This window comes from Maribellus comscasis, assembly GCF_009762775.1.
GTDB classification, from domain to species: domain Bacteria; phylum Bacteroidota; class Bacteroidia; order Bacteroidales; family Prolixibacteraceae; genus Draconibacterium; species Draconibacterium comscasis.
This window is the reverse complement of the sequence record NZ_CP046401.1, coordinates 1,241,931-1,256,883: the sequence shown is the minus strand read 5'-3', so window position 1 is coordinate 1,256,883 and position 14,953 is coordinate 1,241,931. Positions and strand designations below refer to the sequence as shown.

At 37.0% G+C, this 14,953-nt stretch carries 16 protein-coding genes; 5 read left to right on the top strand and 11 right to left on the bottom strand.

Going from position 1 to position 14,953, the window contains the following annotated elements; all coding sequences use genetic code 11:
- Nucleotides 1-277 precede the first annotated feature (277 nt).
- Nucleotides 278-1,174 (bottom strand): 3-keto-disaccharide hydrolase, encoded by an 897-nt coding sequence (locus tag GM418_RS05210; RefSeq protein WP_158863848.1) that lies wholly within the window; start codon nucleotides 1,172-1,174, stop codon nucleotides 278-280.
- Nucleotides 1,175-1,315: 141 nt separating this feature from the next.
- On the opposite strand from GM418_RS05210, the gene GM418_RS05205 reads away from it, so the two are divergent.
- Entirely contained in the window at nucleotides 1,316-1,687 is a 372-nt protein-coding gene (locus tag GM418_RS05205) for a YrdB family protein (RefSeq protein WP_158863846.1), read from the top strand.
- A 58-nt stretch (nucleotides 1,688-1,745) separates the two neighbouring features.
- Here GM418_RS05205 and GM418_RS05200 read toward each other — a convergent pair whose 3' ends face one another.
- Nucleotides 1,746-2,618 (bottom strand): SDR family oxidoreductase, encoded by an 873-nt coding sequence (locus GM418_RS05200; protein WP_158863844.1) that lies wholly within the window; start codon nucleotides 2,616-2,618, stop codon nucleotides 1,746-1,748.
- Between the two features lie 154 nt (nucleotides 2,619-2,772).
- On the opposite strand from GM418_RS05200, the gene GM418_RS05195 reads away from it, so the two are divergent.
- Nucleotides 2,773-3,141: a winged helix-turn-helix transcriptional regulator gene (locus GM418_RS05195; RefSeq protein ID WP_158872493.1), complete on the top strand. Its 369-nt coding sequence runs from the start codon at nucleotides 2,773-2,775 to the stop codon at nucleotides 3,139-3,141.
- Nucleotides 3,142-3,171: 30 nt separating this feature from the next.
- Here the strand turns inward: GM418_RS05195 and GM418_RS05190 are convergent, their stop codons facing one another.
- From GM418_RS05190 to GM418_RS05150, 9 genes are all read right to left on the bottom strand, one after another.
- Nucleotides 3,172-3,558 carry a hypothetical protein gene (locus GM418_RS05190; protein WP_158863842.1) on the bottom strand — a complete coding sequence of 129 codons (387 nt, stop codon included), beginning with the start codon at nucleotides 3,556-3,558 and terminating at the stop codon, nucleotides 3,172-3,174.
- 154 nt (nucleotides 3,559-3,712) lie between these two features.
- Nucleotides 3,713-4,642 (bottom strand): homocysteine S-methyltransferase family protein, encoded by a 930-nt coding sequence (locus tag GM418_RS05185; RefSeq protein ID WP_158863840.1) that lies wholly within the window; start codon nucleotides 4,640-4,642, stop codon nucleotides 3,713-3,715.
- 22 nt (nucleotides 4,643-4,664) lie between these two features.
- Entirely contained in the window at nucleotides 4,665-5,408 is a 744-nt protein-coding gene (locus GM418_RS05180) for a sterol desaturase family protein (RefSeq protein WP_158863838.1), read from the bottom strand.
- Between the two features lie 99 nt (nucleotides 5,409-5,507).
- On the bottom strand, nucleotides 5,508-6,005 hold the full coding sequence (locus GM418_RS05175; protein ID WP_158863836.1) for a hypothetical protein: 498 nt from the start codon (nucleotides 6,003-6,005) through the stop codon (nucleotides 5,508-5,510).
- Nucleotides 5,978-7,291 (bottom strand): tetratricopeptide repeat protein, encoded by a 1,314-nt coding sequence (locus tag GM418_RS05170; RefSeq protein ID WP_158863834.1) that lies wholly within the window; start codon nucleotides 7,289-7,291, stop codon nucleotides 5,978-5,980. The genes GM418_RS05175 and GM418_RS05170 overlap by 28 nt, the downstream gene beginning before the upstream one ends.
- A 282-nt stretch (nucleotides 7,292-7,573) precedes the next feature.
- Nucleotides 7,574-8,182, bottom strand: coding sequence for an NAD(P)H-dependent oxidoreductase (locus GM418_RS05165; RefSeq protein ID WP_158863832.1), 609 nt, complete (start codon nucleotides 8,180-8,182; stop codon nucleotides 7,574-7,576).
- 135 nt (nucleotides 8,183-8,317) lie between these two features.
- The gene (locus tag GM418_RS05160; RefSeq protein WP_158863830.1) at nucleotides 8,318-9,163 is read right to left on the bottom strand and encodes a class I SAM-dependent methyltransferase; all 846 of its coding nucleotides are present in this window, start codon (nucleotides 9,161-9,163) and stop codon (nucleotides 8,318-8,320) included.
- Nucleotides 9,164-9,408: 245 nt separating this feature from the next.
- A complete protein-coding gene (locus GM418_RS05155) occupies nucleotides 9,409-10,170 on the bottom strand; it encodes an alpha/beta fold hydrolase (RefSeq protein ID WP_158863828.1) in 762 nt (253 codons plus the stop codon).
- A gap of 24 nt (nucleotides 10,171-10,194) precedes the next feature.
- The gene (locus tag GM418_RS05150; protein WP_158863826.1) at nucleotides 10,195-11,298 is read right to left on the bottom strand and encodes a glycoside hydrolase family 43 protein; all 1,104 of its coding nucleotides are present in this window, start codon (nucleotides 11,296-11,298) and stop codon (nucleotides 10,195-10,197) included.
- Between the two features lie 340 nt (nucleotides 11,299-11,638).
- On the opposite strand from GM418_RS05150, the gene GM418_RS05145 reads away from it, so the two are divergent.
- From GM418_RS05145 to GM418_RS05135, 3 genes are all read left to right on the top strand, one after another.
- Complete coding sequence (locus GM418_RS05145) at nucleotides 11,639-11,794, top strand: hypothetical protein (protein WP_158863823.1); 156 nt, start codon at nucleotides 11,639-11,641, stop codon at nucleotides 11,792-11,794.
- A 243-nt stretch (nucleotides 11,795-12,037) separates the two neighbouring features.
- On the top strand, nucleotides 12,038-13,384 hold the full coding sequence (locus tag GM418_RS05140; protein ID WP_217447710.1) for a rhamnogalacturonidase: 1,347 nt from the start codon (nucleotides 12,038-12,040) through the stop codon (nucleotides 13,382-13,384).
- A 112-nt stretch (nucleotides 13,385-13,496) separates the two neighbouring features.
- Nucleotides 13,497-14,951: an aminoacyl-histidine dipeptidase gene (locus GM418_RS05135; protein WP_158863821.1), complete on the top strand. Its 1,455-nt coding sequence runs from the start codon at nucleotides 13,497-13,499 to the stop codon at nucleotides 14,949-14,951.
- The last annotated feature ends 2 nt before the right edge of the window (nucleotides 14,952-14,953 follow it).

The following is a 14,953-nucleotide window of genomic DNA, read 5'->3' as shown; positions in this document are numbered from 1 at the left end:
AGTAAAAAACTTTTTTTTAATCTTTTTTATCATATTTAAAACCCCGTTTTCTAAATAAAACCTGTTTTTCCTGTTTTTGTTTTACCTGTTTGTATTTTTTGGATTTTTTTGCCTAAATTTTGCAGAGCCTTATCTTCAGAAAAAAGCAGCTGATTTTTTTATGTTTTATACTGGTATTGGTATAGTGCTTTTGATTAATGTATTGTCAGGTATTAAAAGGAGTAGCGGAGAAATTTTCAAAATAAAAGAAGCTCTATTCAACTATTTTTATGAAAGCTTAATACTCACATTTTTCAGGCTTATTTTTGATATAATACGATTTGTAATTTTTTGCTTTTTTATCCATACAACCACAGAGGTTTAGCAATTTTATATTTTTGAAATCAATAGGATGACTTTCAGCCTGTAAAGCAATATATCCTTCGGTAAGAATTTCACCTTCGCGTGCCAGCCAGTTATTTTTACTTTCCGTTATTCCAAAATTTTCCCAGTCGTTATCTATACCGGCATTTATAAATCCTTTTGTAATTTGTGGTTTTTGAAAGTTTAATACGGTGTCGCCTTCAACAATAAATGTCATTTGTTCGCCGCCAAGAACTACTGCTTCCACATGTACCCACTGGTCGCCGTTATATGTTTTCGACGCGGAATTTATACAATGGTTAAAATTTACGGTATCGCCCATTTCAACTGCAGTTCCCGGGGTACATACATTGGCTGTGGTACGTTCCCCCTGATTTAGACCTCCCAGAAGTTGTAACTCTATTGAAACTGGGAAATCCTGTCCGTAGTCGTTGCTTTCCGCCGATTGCGAATGTAACATAATACCGCTGTTTCGTACATTCCAGGATGCGCCTCCTTTTAGTTGTTCTCCAACAAAACGGTAGTCAAAACTTAATTTGTAATACGAAAATGGTTTCTTAAAGTACATGTGTCCGAAATAGTCCTCAAATTCCTCGTAGTTATCATAACGAATACGAATCATGCTATCTTCTGCAACAAACGTTTTTTTGTAGTTTTGATCTGTGGGAATTCCGGCAATTTTAATTTCCCAGCCTGTTAAATCGGTTCCGTTGAATAGATTTATCCAGTCTTCTTTTGAGGCAATACCTGTGTTTTGCGATTTCGAAATAGAGGAAACGAAAAGAAATAGTAAAATGAAAAGCTTTTGCATTGTTGTTATAAATTGATTTAGATTCAGGTAAAAGTAGTAAAAGTTTCAATCACTGAGGGTTCGACTTTTTGTTAGATTGAGTTTTATCTCAAACTTTGAAACTCACAATGTGTTTATGAAGTAAATAACAAGATTTTGAAAATGTCTAAACATCCAATCAATATGGCAATTCGTTTTATTCTGGAGATAGTAATGCTGGTTGTCTCTGCTGTTTGGGCTTGGAATCAGGAGCAAGGCAACTACCGTTATTTGTTTGTGATTGGCCTGCCGGTTTTGTTTGCCGCCCTTTGGGGCATTTTCGCAGTGAGACACGACCCTTCACGTTCAGGTAAAACCGTTATTGCAACGCCTGGAATGTTAAGGTTGATAATTGAATTTTCTCTTTTTGGTTTTGTTTGCTGGGCGTTATTTGATTTGGGAGCACAAACAGCGGCTTTAATTTTTTTATTGATTGTTTTTGTACATTATTTTTTTTCGATTGACAGAATAAAGTGGCTTTTAAAACAGAAATAATATAAAGATCCGGTTCAGGAATCTGAACCGGAATAAAGGCGTTTCAACATTCTCTCTCTTACGCGTACACCTGTTTTAAAAATTCTTCTATCGTAACCACTTTTCTACCCAATAATTTTGAAATTTCAGGATTTGTAGCTTCAAATTCACCCTGCTGAATAGCCCGTGCGAAACCAACACTCATCCCAATCATTTCTTCCGGAACACCAGCTTTATGCATTGTTTGTACAAATTCATCAACCGGAGGAGAGACAAATTTGATGTCTTTTTCGCTTATTTTTGAAATTATTTTTGCGATGTCAGCATACGAAAATGCTTCTTCTGATGACAGTGTATAAGTTTTATTTTCATGGCCCTCTGAAGTTAAGATATTGGCCGCAATTTCAGCCATTTCACTACGAAGCAGGAATGCTACTTTGCCATCTCCGGAAGGCAGGTATACCATCCGGTTTTCTAAAACTTTATCTCCCATAAAATATGGTGCAAATTCCATATATAAAGTATTTCTTAAAATGGTATAATCGATTCCCGATTCCAATAAAAATTCCTCGCTGTAAATATGTGCCTTGGCTACGGCTGCAATCGGCGAAGAATCAGTTTCATTTTTTCTTACAAAACTTGTGTAAACGATATGTTCAACACTATTTTCCTTGGCAGCTTCCAATACGTTTTTGTGCTGAGGTAAACGTTTTTCGATGTCGCTTGCTGAAACAAAAAACAGTTTGTCAATTCCATGAAAAGCTGATGTTAGGCTTGCAATGTCGTCATAATTACCTACTCTGATTTCAATACCCAATTCTTTTAAATCAGTTGCTTTTGATTCATCGCGAACAAGGGCTGCGAGATTTGAGACATCTGTTTTTGAAACTAATGATTGAAGGGTCTGTTTGCCTAAATTGCCTGTTGCTCCTGTAATTAATATTTTGCTCATTTTTTAAATTTATTTTTGATATTAAATTACTTAAAGTTTTTTAATTACTTTTGGTAAGTCAAAGGTAAATAGTTAGTTATTGATTTGCAATAAGGTACAAATTATACAGATACTTACTTTGATGAAAGTTTTGTTGATTATCAGTATTTTATCTATGGAAAAAGAATTGGGAATATTTTCAGGATACGAAACTTGTCCGGTCCGTAATGTGCTCGATCGTTTTGGCGACAAGTGGTCAGTATTAGTTTTGCTGGCTTTGGGAGGAGTTGAAAAAATGCGTTTTAATGAATTATACAAAACAATTGGTTCAATTTCGCAAAAGATGTTGACATCAACTCTTCGTGTTCTTGAAGCAGACGGGCTCGTATCTCGAACAATTTATCCTGAGATACCGCCTCGGGTGGAATACAAACTTACAGAAAGAGGTAAGTCATTGTTGGTATATATTCATGGACTGGTTGGTTGGGCCAAAGAAAATATGGAAGCTATAAAGGAGTCCCGCGAGCAATTTGATAGGCGATAGTGGCCTTTCTTCTGAATAAAAATCATTTTTTTATAAACAGAGAATCTTGTAAAAAGAAATAAGTACTGTTGTCAATAGCCCCGCAGATGCAGTTCTATGCAATTTGAGCATAATGGATTCAAACTTTCCTTCACTCAAAATTTTCCCTGATAAAATAATCACTAAAACAGATGCTGTTGCCCAACTTATTAATGTGACAAGTAAACCGGTTCTCTCATCGTTTCTTGAGAAGTGTAACATCAGCATAATTGTGAGAATCATAAATCCGAGTGTCGCCAGTTTATGAATGGCAAAAGTTTCCGAGTGAAAGGGTTTTCCGGTTTTGTGTAAAATTATTCCAAAGATGATGGCCAGAATCATCAGGCCACTATTGACGAAAATTTTTGTTGCGATTTCCATTGGTGTATTTTGATTCATTTTTTTTCAAAAGTAACGGACGCCTTGCGGAGAAATGTTTGATAAATGTCAAAAAAAGAATATTGTTTCTCAAAAAGTCGGCACCAAAAGTTAATAGACAGAAAAAGGAGAAAATGTCTCCTTTTTCGATATAGGGTGAAAAATAATACAACAGTCAGACAGCTATTTTTTGACAAATGTTCTCGATATGTGAAATATCAGTCCCGCAACAGCCACCATAGACAAGTAAATTTGGAAGTTTCTCCCGAATTGTTGTGTACCAATCAGCTAACTCAATTTTATTACCACTGTCCAGTTCAACAGATTCGTCAAGTTCGGCATGGCTTTTACAGGAAGCATTTGCCCGAATCCCGCGGATTCTTTTTGTCCAGTCAGCATCAACCAACTGGCGTACAAAATGTGTCGGATGGGCACAATTAATCATATAGTAAAGAGGATATTGCTGCGTGTCTTTATCAATTCGGGATATTGCTTCATCTAGTTTTTCTCCATCGGGTAAGCTTCCGTCTGTTTCCACAGTAAATGAAATAACAACCGGAAGCTTTTTTTCACGAGCGGCCAAAACAATCCCCATGGCTTCATCTGAATAATTCATAGTTAAAGCCGAGGCGAAATCAGCCTTTGCTTTTTTGAAGGATGCAACCTGATTAATATGATATTCTTTAGCTTCTACCGGTGTCATCTTATGTTTTATTTGGTATCCGTCGCTTCTTGGCCCGATGCAGCCACTTACATAAATCGGTGAAACAGAACCGGCGTACTCATTTTTTATAGCAAACAACTGCCGAATTGCTTTTTGATTTACGAAGTCAAGCTCCTTATCCTGGTAACCAAGTTTGTAACCCCAGTCGGAGTTTGCACGCCAGGACACACTTTCCAAAACGAACCCGGTTTTATACCTGACCGCCAAATCCAGATGTTGTCTGAAATATCGGTCGAGCAGACTTTTTTGCTGTGGATTATTTAAAAGTATAAACGCAGCAAAGTGGGGCAGGGCGATGTTGTGATGGTATATCAGAGTTGTTTCCAACCCACTGTCAGTTAGGATTATATTGCCAGGTTTTTCTTTGTCAATTGTTTTCATGATGTGTTAACTTGAACAAAAATTAATAGATGTCTTTAAACGTGAGCATTTGCCATATTTTATTGGAAGCTCCGCTATAAAATCCGGTTTCATTTGCATAACTCTTCGGATTACGAAAAGTACCAAATATCATATCGAAAACAGGAAGGTCGGAATAGTTGTATTTGTGTATTCCTTTCCCATGGTGAATTGAGTGGCTTTCCGGACGTTGGATAATGTATCCCAACCATTGGGGCGTCTTGATGTTTGCATGTTGAAAAATGGAAAAAAAGTTAGTGACCAGTAGTACTACAGTAATAGCTTGTGGTGTAATTCCAATTAACAAAGCAAAACAAATGCTTCCCAGCAAAGTAAATCCAATCATATCCATAGGGCTGAAAAAGAATGCCCCGTATGTATCCAGTCTTTCTGCACTGTGGTGCATCTGGTGAAATGTTCTCCACAATAAATCGTATTTGTGCATTGCCCAGTGCCATACAAAAATACCAAACTCATAAAGTAATATTCCAACCAAAGCGCCTCCCAATGTTCCAAATCCAGTGAGATCGACTAAGCGGAAAGGCTCAAGAAAAGGATCGGTAGCAAGAGGAAGATAAGACGATAGATAAAAAAATACACCAAAAGAGGTAAGTCCTTTTAACTTCCAGTATTTTATTTCAGGAAGTTTAACAGCGGGGAAAACAGCTTCCCAAATCATCAGTGCAACATAAATTCCGATTATAATAAGAGAAATCGGGTCCAATAAAATTTGTAATGGAGTAGGCATAACTTAAAATTTTTAAAAGTGAAACATTTATCTTTCACTCTTAATGGCGTAAGTTTTTTCCTCACAATGTAAGGTGCCTGTTATTTTTCTGTAAGTTTTTCAGATATCCCAATCAATGAGGTTTTCTGGCTTGTATGAACAGAAAGTGCCTGTTTTAATTGATTTCGAAAGATGCTTCGATAAAGGAGAGTGGACTTTCTCAATTTTGTTTATCGCACTTCGGATTCTCCATGTTACAGCTGAGCGAGCTTTTTCTGATAAGTTGCCGGTTTTTCTTCTTTTGCCTGCAAGTCCCAGTGTTTGGGATAAATGTTCAATAAGATTTTCGTACTCTTCTCTCAATTGAATCGTTTCTGTCGGATTGTTGCCTTTTTCGGCTTCATCAATCTCTGCCTGGAGCTGCAATATCCTTTTCTGATATTCTAATTTTGCTTTCCTGTCAATAATCTCTATGCCATCCGCATTACAAAGGACTGTTTCCATAAGTTCGGTACAAAGAAATTCTTTTTCAGGTTCCGCTAAAAGCCTCGCAATGTCATGGTTACCTTTATTATCTTTCAATAAAACAGTTATTCCCTGATACGACAGTTCCCACATTTCTCCATTTTGTTTAAACCTTGTAATTTCTTTTTTTGTTTTGGTGCCTTGTTGCTGAAAAGAAACTGAACCAATTTTTTTTCGATATAATTCCAGAACTCCTTTAAATTTGTATTTTTTTTGTACGGATTTATATTTTTATGCCATACTAAAGCTTCTCTCTCATTGATTGCCGAGTCCTTATTGATATGACTTTTAAAACGTTCAAGAAACAATCTCCATTGAACTTCCATATTCTCATAATCACCCAGGTGAAAGTAAATACCAGCCATGTAAACCGGAAAATCAACCCATGTATTTCGTGAGCTGACTGTTTTTCCTAAATGTAAGCTCTTTTCAAATTGACCTGTCTCAAAATAGAAATTTGAGCCGTAGCCAAAATAATCGTCCTGGTGAAGAGGATTTAATTCATTTGCTTTTTCATATAGTTTAACCGACTCATTGGCAAACCCGAGATACATCAGCGTAAATGCAACCTGGATTAAATTGTCTGCGTCGTTGGGATTCATTCGTAAAGACTTTCTGACATAATGCTCAGCTTTTTCAAACTCTTCGGAATAAAGATAAGTTCGGCCTAAAACGGTAAGTGAAATGTAATCGTTTTCGTCATACTCCAATGCTTTCAGAGCGTAATTGTGTGCTCCTTTTTTGTTAACATCCCAGCGATCCCAAAGCTGACAACTCCATTCGTTAAAATAGGAGAGTGATAAACCTGAGTACGCTCTGGCAAAATATGGGTCAATTTTAAGTGCCTCTTCAAAACAGTTTCTCGCTTTTAAATCGTAGCGTAACGATCCTTTTTTTAAATAACTCATTCCAAGCAGCCAGTTTTCATATGCAGCCAGCTCTACTTTCTTCTTTTGATATGAAAATGAAAGTATGTCGTAATCAATTTGTTTTTGAAGTATACTTACAATTTGGACAATTATCGTGTCCTGTGTCTGTAAAATATTGTCAAGAGAATCATTGTATTGTTTTGTGAAAATTACACTTTTATCCGTCATTCGGTTCAGTTGTATATTTATACGAACCGACTCAACAGATTTACGAAAGCTTCCCGTTATCAGGTAGTCTACTCCCAACATACCGGTAATTTCATCTGAAGCTGAATTTTTTATTTTGTATGACGACAATTGAGAAATTACAGAAAGTCCGATGAACTTAGAAAGATTTGCTATCAGGTCGTCTGTAAATCCCAAAATTAAAGGACTCAACTCCTCTTCACTGCTAAAAATATGAAAAGGAAGTACTGCTACTCTTATCTCTTTTTTTAATTGCTCACTCAAAACTCTATTTAATTTATTTGGGAATTTTGCTAAAAGCCAACTTGTTTACCTGCAAGTTACTACAATTTTTTCAAAAAAAGAGTTTTGGGTATTTTAAACTGTCGGCTTAATTCTCGTTTGTTGGTTCTGCTGTTACTCCTGGCTACAATGTGGGTTGGAATGAGGGGACATAAAATTTAAACATTTCTGTTCGGAACTACGTTCAGGAAGTTTTTACAAAAACTTTCAGATGTTGCAGTGCGGTTTTCTTTTGACGTTAGAGTTAACAATAATTGAAGTTTTTTACTCAAATTTTTCCGACAAAGGGAAAAAACTACTAACCGTTGTTTTTACTTCATTCAACCAGGATTTTCTTTGCGTCGTTGTACTGGTAACAATTATGCGAAACATTTTACGATAAAACTCTTTAACTCCACATAAATCAAAAATACAGTTTTTCCAGAGTGTTTCCAGTGGGTCTAAAAAGATATTATTTTCTCTATCCATACTCGTATTTGATGTATTGAAAACCACAGCAGTTTTGGCTTTTAGTAACCCAATCGGAACTCCTTCGCCTCCATCCCCTTCTTCAAACTCATAGGCAATTCCGGGTCTGATAACACGGTCGATCCAACCTTTTAAGAGAGCAGGGGGTTGTCCCCACCAGTTGGGATGAACGATAATAATACCATCACTTTTTGTTAAATCTTCACAGTGCATTTTTATAATTTCATCAACCGCTCCGTTTTTGGGAATTTCAGGGGTGTTTAGCACCGGATCAAAATTTTCCCGGTACAAATCGTGAAAGATAACGGAATGTTCATTTTCTATTAGTTGCTTTATACAGGTTTGGGCTATTGTATAGTTGAAACTATTTTTATCGGGATGAGCAAGTACAACCAAAATATTCATAATACCGGTTAGTTTGATTCTTAAGCGAGCAAAAATAGTATTTTCTTTAATGAGCTAAAATTGGAATTAACTATAAGTTGATTTCCGGGGCAATAAAAAAGTAACCGGAAGAATCTGGTCCTTCCGGTTGACATTTTATTTTGTGTTTTTTACGACACAGAAGATTACCTGCTCACCATTCCACAAATCTCCCGCAGGAAGGACATTAATATAAAAATTAAACTGTTTAAATCCAGACTGTAAAAGTTCATTTTTAATATCTGTTTCGGAAAAGAAATGGGTGTAAAAGCGATAAACTTTTGGGGTTTCATATTCATTGACAATAACGTGTTGATAAAGAATGACCTTTTCATCCGTATAATGAAATGACTCTGAAAGTGCTAAATAAGGCTTATCACTCCAGAAACCTTTTTCCTGTGCCTCCCAGCTTCTGGGAAAAATTTTTTGTTCCAGTTTTTGGTCGTTGTTCACATCGAAAATAAAAGTTCCGCCCGGTTTTAACCATGTTTTAATGTTACTTAAAAGTTGTTTTCTTTCGCTAGGTTTTAATACACAATAATCAGTATAAATGAGAATTACCAAATCAAACTGGTTTTCTTCCAGTTGAAGACTGCGATAGTCCTCATTTTTATAGCAGATGTTAAGTTGTTTTTCTTCTGCATGTTTTTTTGCATACTCAATAGAATTCTTTGAAAAGTCAACCGCAGTAACTTTGTGCCCCTTTTGGGTAAGGAGTTCTGAATACAGACCCGGGCCGCAACCAAGATCAAGAATTCCGAGGGACGTTTTTTGTGTTTGCCCCAGAATCCAGTCAGTTGTTTTTTTAATGGTGTTTCCCTTACGACTTGCCAGGTCAATTTCGGTGTTAAGGTGAACCTGCAATAATTGTTTGGAAATGTATTCGTTGGTCCACATTACATCTGTGCCGGGTGTATACAGTTCCGGTTTTATTGTATATGTGCTTATCTCTTTGATATTCATTTTTATTCTTTTTAATGATAGATTTTATAATTGACGACAAATATTGCTTTGTCGGTCAACGTAAATCTTGAAAATTTTATAATGGATTTTTTGAAAAGCACGAATGTATATGAATAACTTTCCTACATCAGTAAGTGCCTTTCATTTTCCCCGGAAGGGATTTTTGATATGTTTTTTCTCTTTTTAAAAGTAATGCAAAAGTAGCAAATGTTTTTTATTTTATTAATGTTGAGGGGGTAAAATATTTAATAACCTGTTCTTTCGACCAGCTCTTTTATCCAATTTGTGGTTAATTCTGCGTGGGCTATGTGTGTGTAATGATCTCCTTTTAATTTTACAAGCTTTGCATTTGTAAAACCGTCAATAATATCAGGTTGATATTTTGACCATTCCAATTGTTTTGCTGAGAGTAATATTATTGGCATGTCTTTCGGGATTTTTAAATTGTTCATATAATTCAGGTTGGGAATAAATTGGTACCACTCTTTTCTGTATTGCACTTTAAAACGACTTTCATACCACTCCGTGCCACCTTTGATGTATTTTTTTAGCTCTTTCTTGCTCATGCTTTTCCAATATGATTCTGCGCTCGGATCGAGCAATAACATTCCTAAAACTTCCCCGGGGTACTCGCTTGCAAAATAGCGATCGATAAGTCCCCCCAATGAATGCCCAACCAAAATATAAGGAGGTTTGATATTTTCTTTTTTCAAGACGCTTTTTAGTTCGGAGACCATATTAGGGATGCTTCGTTCCTGGCGGGAAAGATCAGATTTTCCAATATCTGCGCGGTCATATAAAAATACCCTTGCAAATTTTGCAACCGAATCAGGAATTGATTGCCACACCTCCAGACTATCGGACATACCATTTTCAAACAAAACAGTAATGTCTCCGTCTCCTAATGTTTTTATGCGGAACTTTTGTCCGTCAAGGTCTGTAAATCTTTCCTGGCTTGTTGCTGCCAAAGAAATTACAATCAGTATGTTTGCGAGGAAGGTTTTCATATGTGGTCGATTTTGGTTAATCTGCTAATCCAAAACCTGCGGGGTGGTTGTAGGTCCGTGTACAAGTAATTTTCCATCATTTGTTACTTCCATTGCATCAATAAAAACCACTCTTTCCTGCCCCGATGCTTTGGTCCTACCGTGGTACACACAATACATTTTTTTACCGTCCTTTGACCATGTAACGCTGTTGTGTCCTGTTCCCGTTACTTCACCACCCTGTTCTGTATTTTTTTGTAAAACCGGATTGTTATCCGCTTTTGTAAAAGGTCCCAGCGGATTTTTAGATGTTGCATATCCTACCGCATAATTTTTTCCGGCATAAAAATTAGCTGAATACATCATGTAATAGGTTTCATCTTTTTTAAAAATGTATGAACCTTCAGTCCATCGACGATTTACTTCACCCGATGTTACCGATCTGCTTTCCCATTCGGTTTGTTTGTTATCCATCTTCACCGGCGGACGAAGCAATAGAACCGGCTCGCCAATTATTCCGGAGAAATCAGGCTTTATTTCTACTCCGTAAACCCAGCTTTCCTCAATTTCTTCAAACAGATTCTGTTTACGAGCCCAATCGGCTACTTCACTTTTTACTGTGTGTTTATAACAGCAGCGCGAATAGTACATAAAAACTCTGCCATCATCCGAAAACAAAAGGTTGGCATCAATTATCGGATATCCCGGATCAAAAACAGGTCCATTGCTGATTTCTTTAAAAGGGCCGGTTGGTTTATCGGATGCAGCTACACCAATTCGGAAATTTTCAAGCTCGTTTGTTGGATTTTCTTTCCACTGCGCACTAAAAAACATGTAAAATTTTCCTTCGACTTCATATACTTCAGGTGCCCAGAAATCACCGATTCCCCATGAATCTTCTGTATTCCCCTTGTAAACCTGGCCTTCTTCTTTCCAATGCACCAGATCGTCAGAAGAACAAACCCTAAAACCATCTTTTACACCTCCCGTTCCGTACATATAATATTTTCCGTCGGATGCTTTAAGAACATAGGGATCTCCAAAAGCTACATCCAGCGGGTTGGAGTATTCTGTTTTTGATTTTTTCTCCGTACAACCTGATAAAACCAGAAAGGCGATTATTCCTGAATAAAGAAGCAATTTTTTCATGTAGATTTTTAGTTAGCAAAATTATTTCGACTAAAATAGTATATTTTTCTTGTTGGAGTATTTGTTTTGCATATTTCCGAAATCTGCAAATCTTTAAAACTGCTTACATTCAACCAGAAAGACGGTTTGGGCTAAACTATGTCAATTCGTTTTGCTTTTCTTTGTGTCATTTCGAGCTGTAGTCCCCGGAGTGGACGGTGTTCCCTATTATGGACTACGTGTGTTTCTTTTGTATTGTGATAAATTGTTGAGGATTAGATTTTTATGTTTTTTGGCATGAAACTGGTGTTTGGCATTGCAGTTTTATGAAATGATTTTTTAAAAGTAAATAGTAACAGATATGAATAAAATAGTTGTAATAGAAATAGTGATGGGGATTATGGAGGTTCTGGAAGACATATTTGAGAGACTGATACTTGGAGAGGAGGACGGAGCCTTTGTATATGTGTCTGTGGAGTCAGGTTTATCCGGATTTCACGGACCTTTCCGTAAATAGTAAAAGTTGGTACGATAAAAATAAGAATATGCGTTTGATAAGCTAACTTTTATGAGGAAGCTTGAGTCCGTGATGATTGGGAATAACTTCCCTGATTCACGGACTTTTGTTTTGTATAAAAAACCAAAGGATTTAACTTTTGACTTTCTTTTTTTTAATATGAACGAATAGGGGTTTATTGTACCATTAACTCTAAATTTTATACTTTTATCTTCAGAATAAAAAGAAACCAAAAGAAACAGGATGATGAGAATTCTATTTAAAAGATATTTTGTAAGCGGCTTATTAATTCTTCTTATTTCCGTTTTTACAATTGTTTCGTGTCAGCAGAAAGTAAGAGATACTTTTCCGGATGGAACCGCAATTCCTGAATGGTTTTCGGACACTGCAAAAATAGACGTAACAACTCTTGGGAAAATGTATTTAATTTCCGATTACGGAGCTGTATCAGATGATTCTACTTTGAATACAGAGGTCATTCAGAATCTTATCAATCAGATTTCAGTGGAAGGAGGAGGGGTAATTGTTATTCCGAAAGGAATTTTTCGCAGCGGTGCACTTTTTTTCAAACCCAATACACATTTGCATGTTGAAGAGGGCGGAATGTTAAAAGGCTCAGATGATATTTCCGACTATCCGATCCAGCCTTCACGTATGGAAGGACAGAATCTTGAATATTTTCCCGCGTTGATAAACGCATACAATGTTCCCGGTTTTACAATAACCGGTAAAGGTACAATTGACGGAAACGGGAAGAAATATTGGGAAGCTTTCTGGCAACGCCGGAAAGAAAACCCTCAATGTACGAACCTTGAAGTTTCACGCCCGCGACTTGTGTTTATCTGGGGGTGCGACAATGTTTATATTCAGGATGTGCACCTGCAAAATACGGGTTTCTGGACTACGCATCTTTATCAGTGTGATTATGCAAAAATTATGGATGTATACATTTTCGCTCCGCGTACGCCGATACCTGCGCCGAGCTCTGATGCTATTGATTTGGATGTTTGTTCAAACGTTTTGGTGCGAGGTTGCTATATGTCGGTAAACGACGATGCTATTGCACTAAAAGGAGGAAAAGGACCGTGGGCCGACGAAGATCCTGATAATGGAGAAAATACCAATATTCTGATTGAAGATAATACCTTCGGATTTTGCCATTCAGCGCTTACTTGTGGAAGTGAATCCATTCACAACCGAAATATTCTTATGCGCAATTGTAAAGTTGATGAGGTTGCCCGCTTGATTCATTTGAAAATGCGGCCGGATACACCACAGAAATATGAATACATAACAATGGAAGACATAGAAGGAAACGGTGTGAATTGTATTTATATTCGTCCGTGGACCCAGTTTTTTGATTTAAAAGGCCGCGAAACACCACCGGTTTCTGTTTCGGAAAATATAACTTTTCGGAATATTAAAATGGAGGTGAAGAGTTTTACCAATATTGGCATAACGGAACATGATCGTTTGCAAAACTTTATTTTTGAAAACGTGGAGATTGAGGCCGAAAATCCGGGAATTGACACTGCTGTTTTTGATGGGATTGTGTTAAACAATGTGGTGGTTAACGGCAGACTTTTGTAAATTTTAAAACAGCAGAACAGGGAATCTCCTCGATACCGAATATTCTTGTTCTTTATGATGAATGCCTGCATCTGGTTTGATTTTTTGCCAACTTTAAAAAGAAAACAGTAACATGAATAAAATACTTGCGCAGTTGAAACCCCAGCCTTTATTTGATTATTTTGAACAAATTTGCCAGGTTCCCCGACCTTCAAAAAAGGAAGAAAAGATAAGGCAATTTTTGCTTGATTTTGCAAACAACAATAGTTTAGAAGCTAAAACCGATAAAGTCGGGAATGTATTAATTTCAAAGCCTGCAACATCAGGAAGAGAAGATGCTCCCAAAGTTATTTTACAAACTCACATGGATATGGTGTGTGAGAAAAATAGCGACAAAATTTTTGATTTTGAAAATGACGCGATAGAACCAGTGTTGGAAGAAGGTTGGATAAAGGCCGACGGAACTACGTTGGGGGCCGACTGTGGAATTGGCATTGCAGCTCAAATGGCGGTTTTAATCTCGAAAAAAATAAAACATGGCCCGCTGGAATGTTTGATCACTGTAGATGAGGAAACCGGACTTACCGGTGCTTTTTCATTAAGACCGGGTTTTATGACAGGTTCTGTGTTGCTTAACCTGGATTCGGAAGATGAAGGAGAGATTTTTATTGGTTGCGCCGGTGGAATCGATACTTTAGCTGTTTTTTCGTTTAAAAGAGAAGTAATTCCTGAAAGATTTACCTCTTTGAAGCTTTCTGTCTCTGGTTTATTGGGCGGTCACTCCGGCGATGATATTCATAAAAACCGTGGAAATGCCAATAAAATTCTGAATCGTTTTTTGTGGCAGGCATCCGGGGATTTCGAACTTTGTTTAGCTGAGTTTAATGGAGGAAACCTGAGAAATGCTATTGCGCGCGAGGCTTTTGCCATAGTTGTCATTCCCGAAGATGAAAAAGAGAGTTTTCTAAAAAGTTTTAATAAATATGTTAAAGAGCTTGGATTTGAATATGAGCGATCTGAACCCAATCTGAAACTGAATGCAGAAGTAAGCAAAATTCCTGAATTTGTTATTGATAAGGAAACACAATATAATTTGCTAAATGCAATAAATGCTTGTCCGCACGGAGTTTTGGAAATGAGTACACGAATGGAGGATATGGTAGAAACTTCTACAAATTTAGCTTCCGTGAAATTTTTAGAGGACAATAGAATCTATATAACAACCAGTCAACGTAGTGAGTTGGAAAGCCGTAAGTTTATGGTAGCCGGGATGGTTGAGTCGGTTTTTAAACTCGCCGGAGCAGAAGTTGAACACACCGATGGCTATCCCGGATGGACGCCAAATCCCGATTCCAAAGTTTTAAAGATAACTGCTGATTCCTATAAAAAGCTGTTTGGAGTAGATCCGGTTGTTCGGTCAATTCACGCCGGTTTGGAATGTGGCTTGTTTTTGAAAAAATACCCACATCTTGATATGGTTTCTTTTGGTCCGACGATAAAGGGCGCTCACTCGCCAGACGAACGCCTGAATATTCACACCACCGGAAAATTTTGGGATCATCTGGTGGATGTATTGGAAAAGATATAATC

Excerpts from the sequence above, each read along its gene's own strand:
- GM418_RS05200 (WP_158863844.1), bottom strand. The coding sequence starts at position 2,618 with ATGAGCAAAATATTAATTACAGGAGCAACAGGCAATTTAGGCAAACAG.
- GM418_RS05205 (WP_158863846.1), top strand. The coding sequence starts at position 1,316 with ATGTCTAAACATCCAATCAATATGGCAATTCGTTTTATTCTGGAGATA.
- GM418_RS05140 (WP_217447710.1), top strand. The coding sequence starts at position 12,038 with ATGATGAGAATTCTATTTAAAAGATATTTTGTAAGCGGCTTATTAATT.
- GM418_RS05210 (WP_158863848.1), bottom strand. The coding sequence starts at position 1,174 with ATGCAAAAGCTTTTCATTTTACTATTTCTTTTCGTTTCCTCTATTTCG.
- GM418_RS05185 (WP_158863840.1), bottom strand. The coding sequence starts at position 4,642 with ATGAAAACAATTGACAAAGAAAAACCTGGCAATATAATCCTAACTGAC.
- GM418_RS05175 (WP_158863836.1), bottom strand. The coding sequence starts at position 6,005 with ATGTGGGAACTGTCGTATCAGGGAATAACTGTTTTATTGAAAGATAAT.
- GM418_RS05190 (WP_158863842.1), bottom strand. The coding sequence starts at position 3,558 with ATGAATCAAAATACACCAATGGAAATCGCAACAAAAATTTTCGTCAAT.
- GM418_RS05150 (WP_158863826.1), bottom strand. The coding sequence starts at position 11,298 with ATGAAAAAATTGCTTCTTTATTCAGGAATAATCGCCTTTCTGGTTTTA.
- GM418_RS05160 (WP_158863830.1), bottom strand. The coding sequence starts at position 9,163 with ATGAATATCAAAGAGATAAGCACATATACAATAAAACCGGAACTGTAT.
- GM418_RS05180 (WP_158863838.1), bottom strand. The coding sequence starts at position 5,408 with ATGCCTACTCCATTACAAATTTTATTGGACCCGATTTCTCTTATTATA.
- GM418_RS05155 (WP_158863828.1), bottom strand. The coding sequence starts at position 10,170 with ATGAAAACCTTCCTCGCAAACATACTGATTGTAATTTCTTTGGCAGCA.
- GM418_RS05135 (WP_158863821.1), top strand. The coding sequence starts at position 13,497 with ATGAATAAAATACTTGCGCAGTTGAAACCCCAGCCTTTATTTGATTAT.
- GM418_RS05145 (WP_158863823.1), top strand. The coding sequence starts at position 11,639 with ATGAATAAAATAGTTGTAATAGAAATAGTGATGGGGATTATGGAGGTT.
- GM418_RS05165 (WP_158863832.1), bottom strand. The coding sequence starts at position 8,182 with ATGAATATTTTGGTTGTACTTGCTCATCCCGATAAAAATAGTTTCAAC.
- GM418_RS05195 (WP_158872493.1), top strand. The coding sequence starts at position 2,773 with ATGGAAAAAGAATTGGGAATATTTTCAGGATACGAAACTTGTCCGGTC.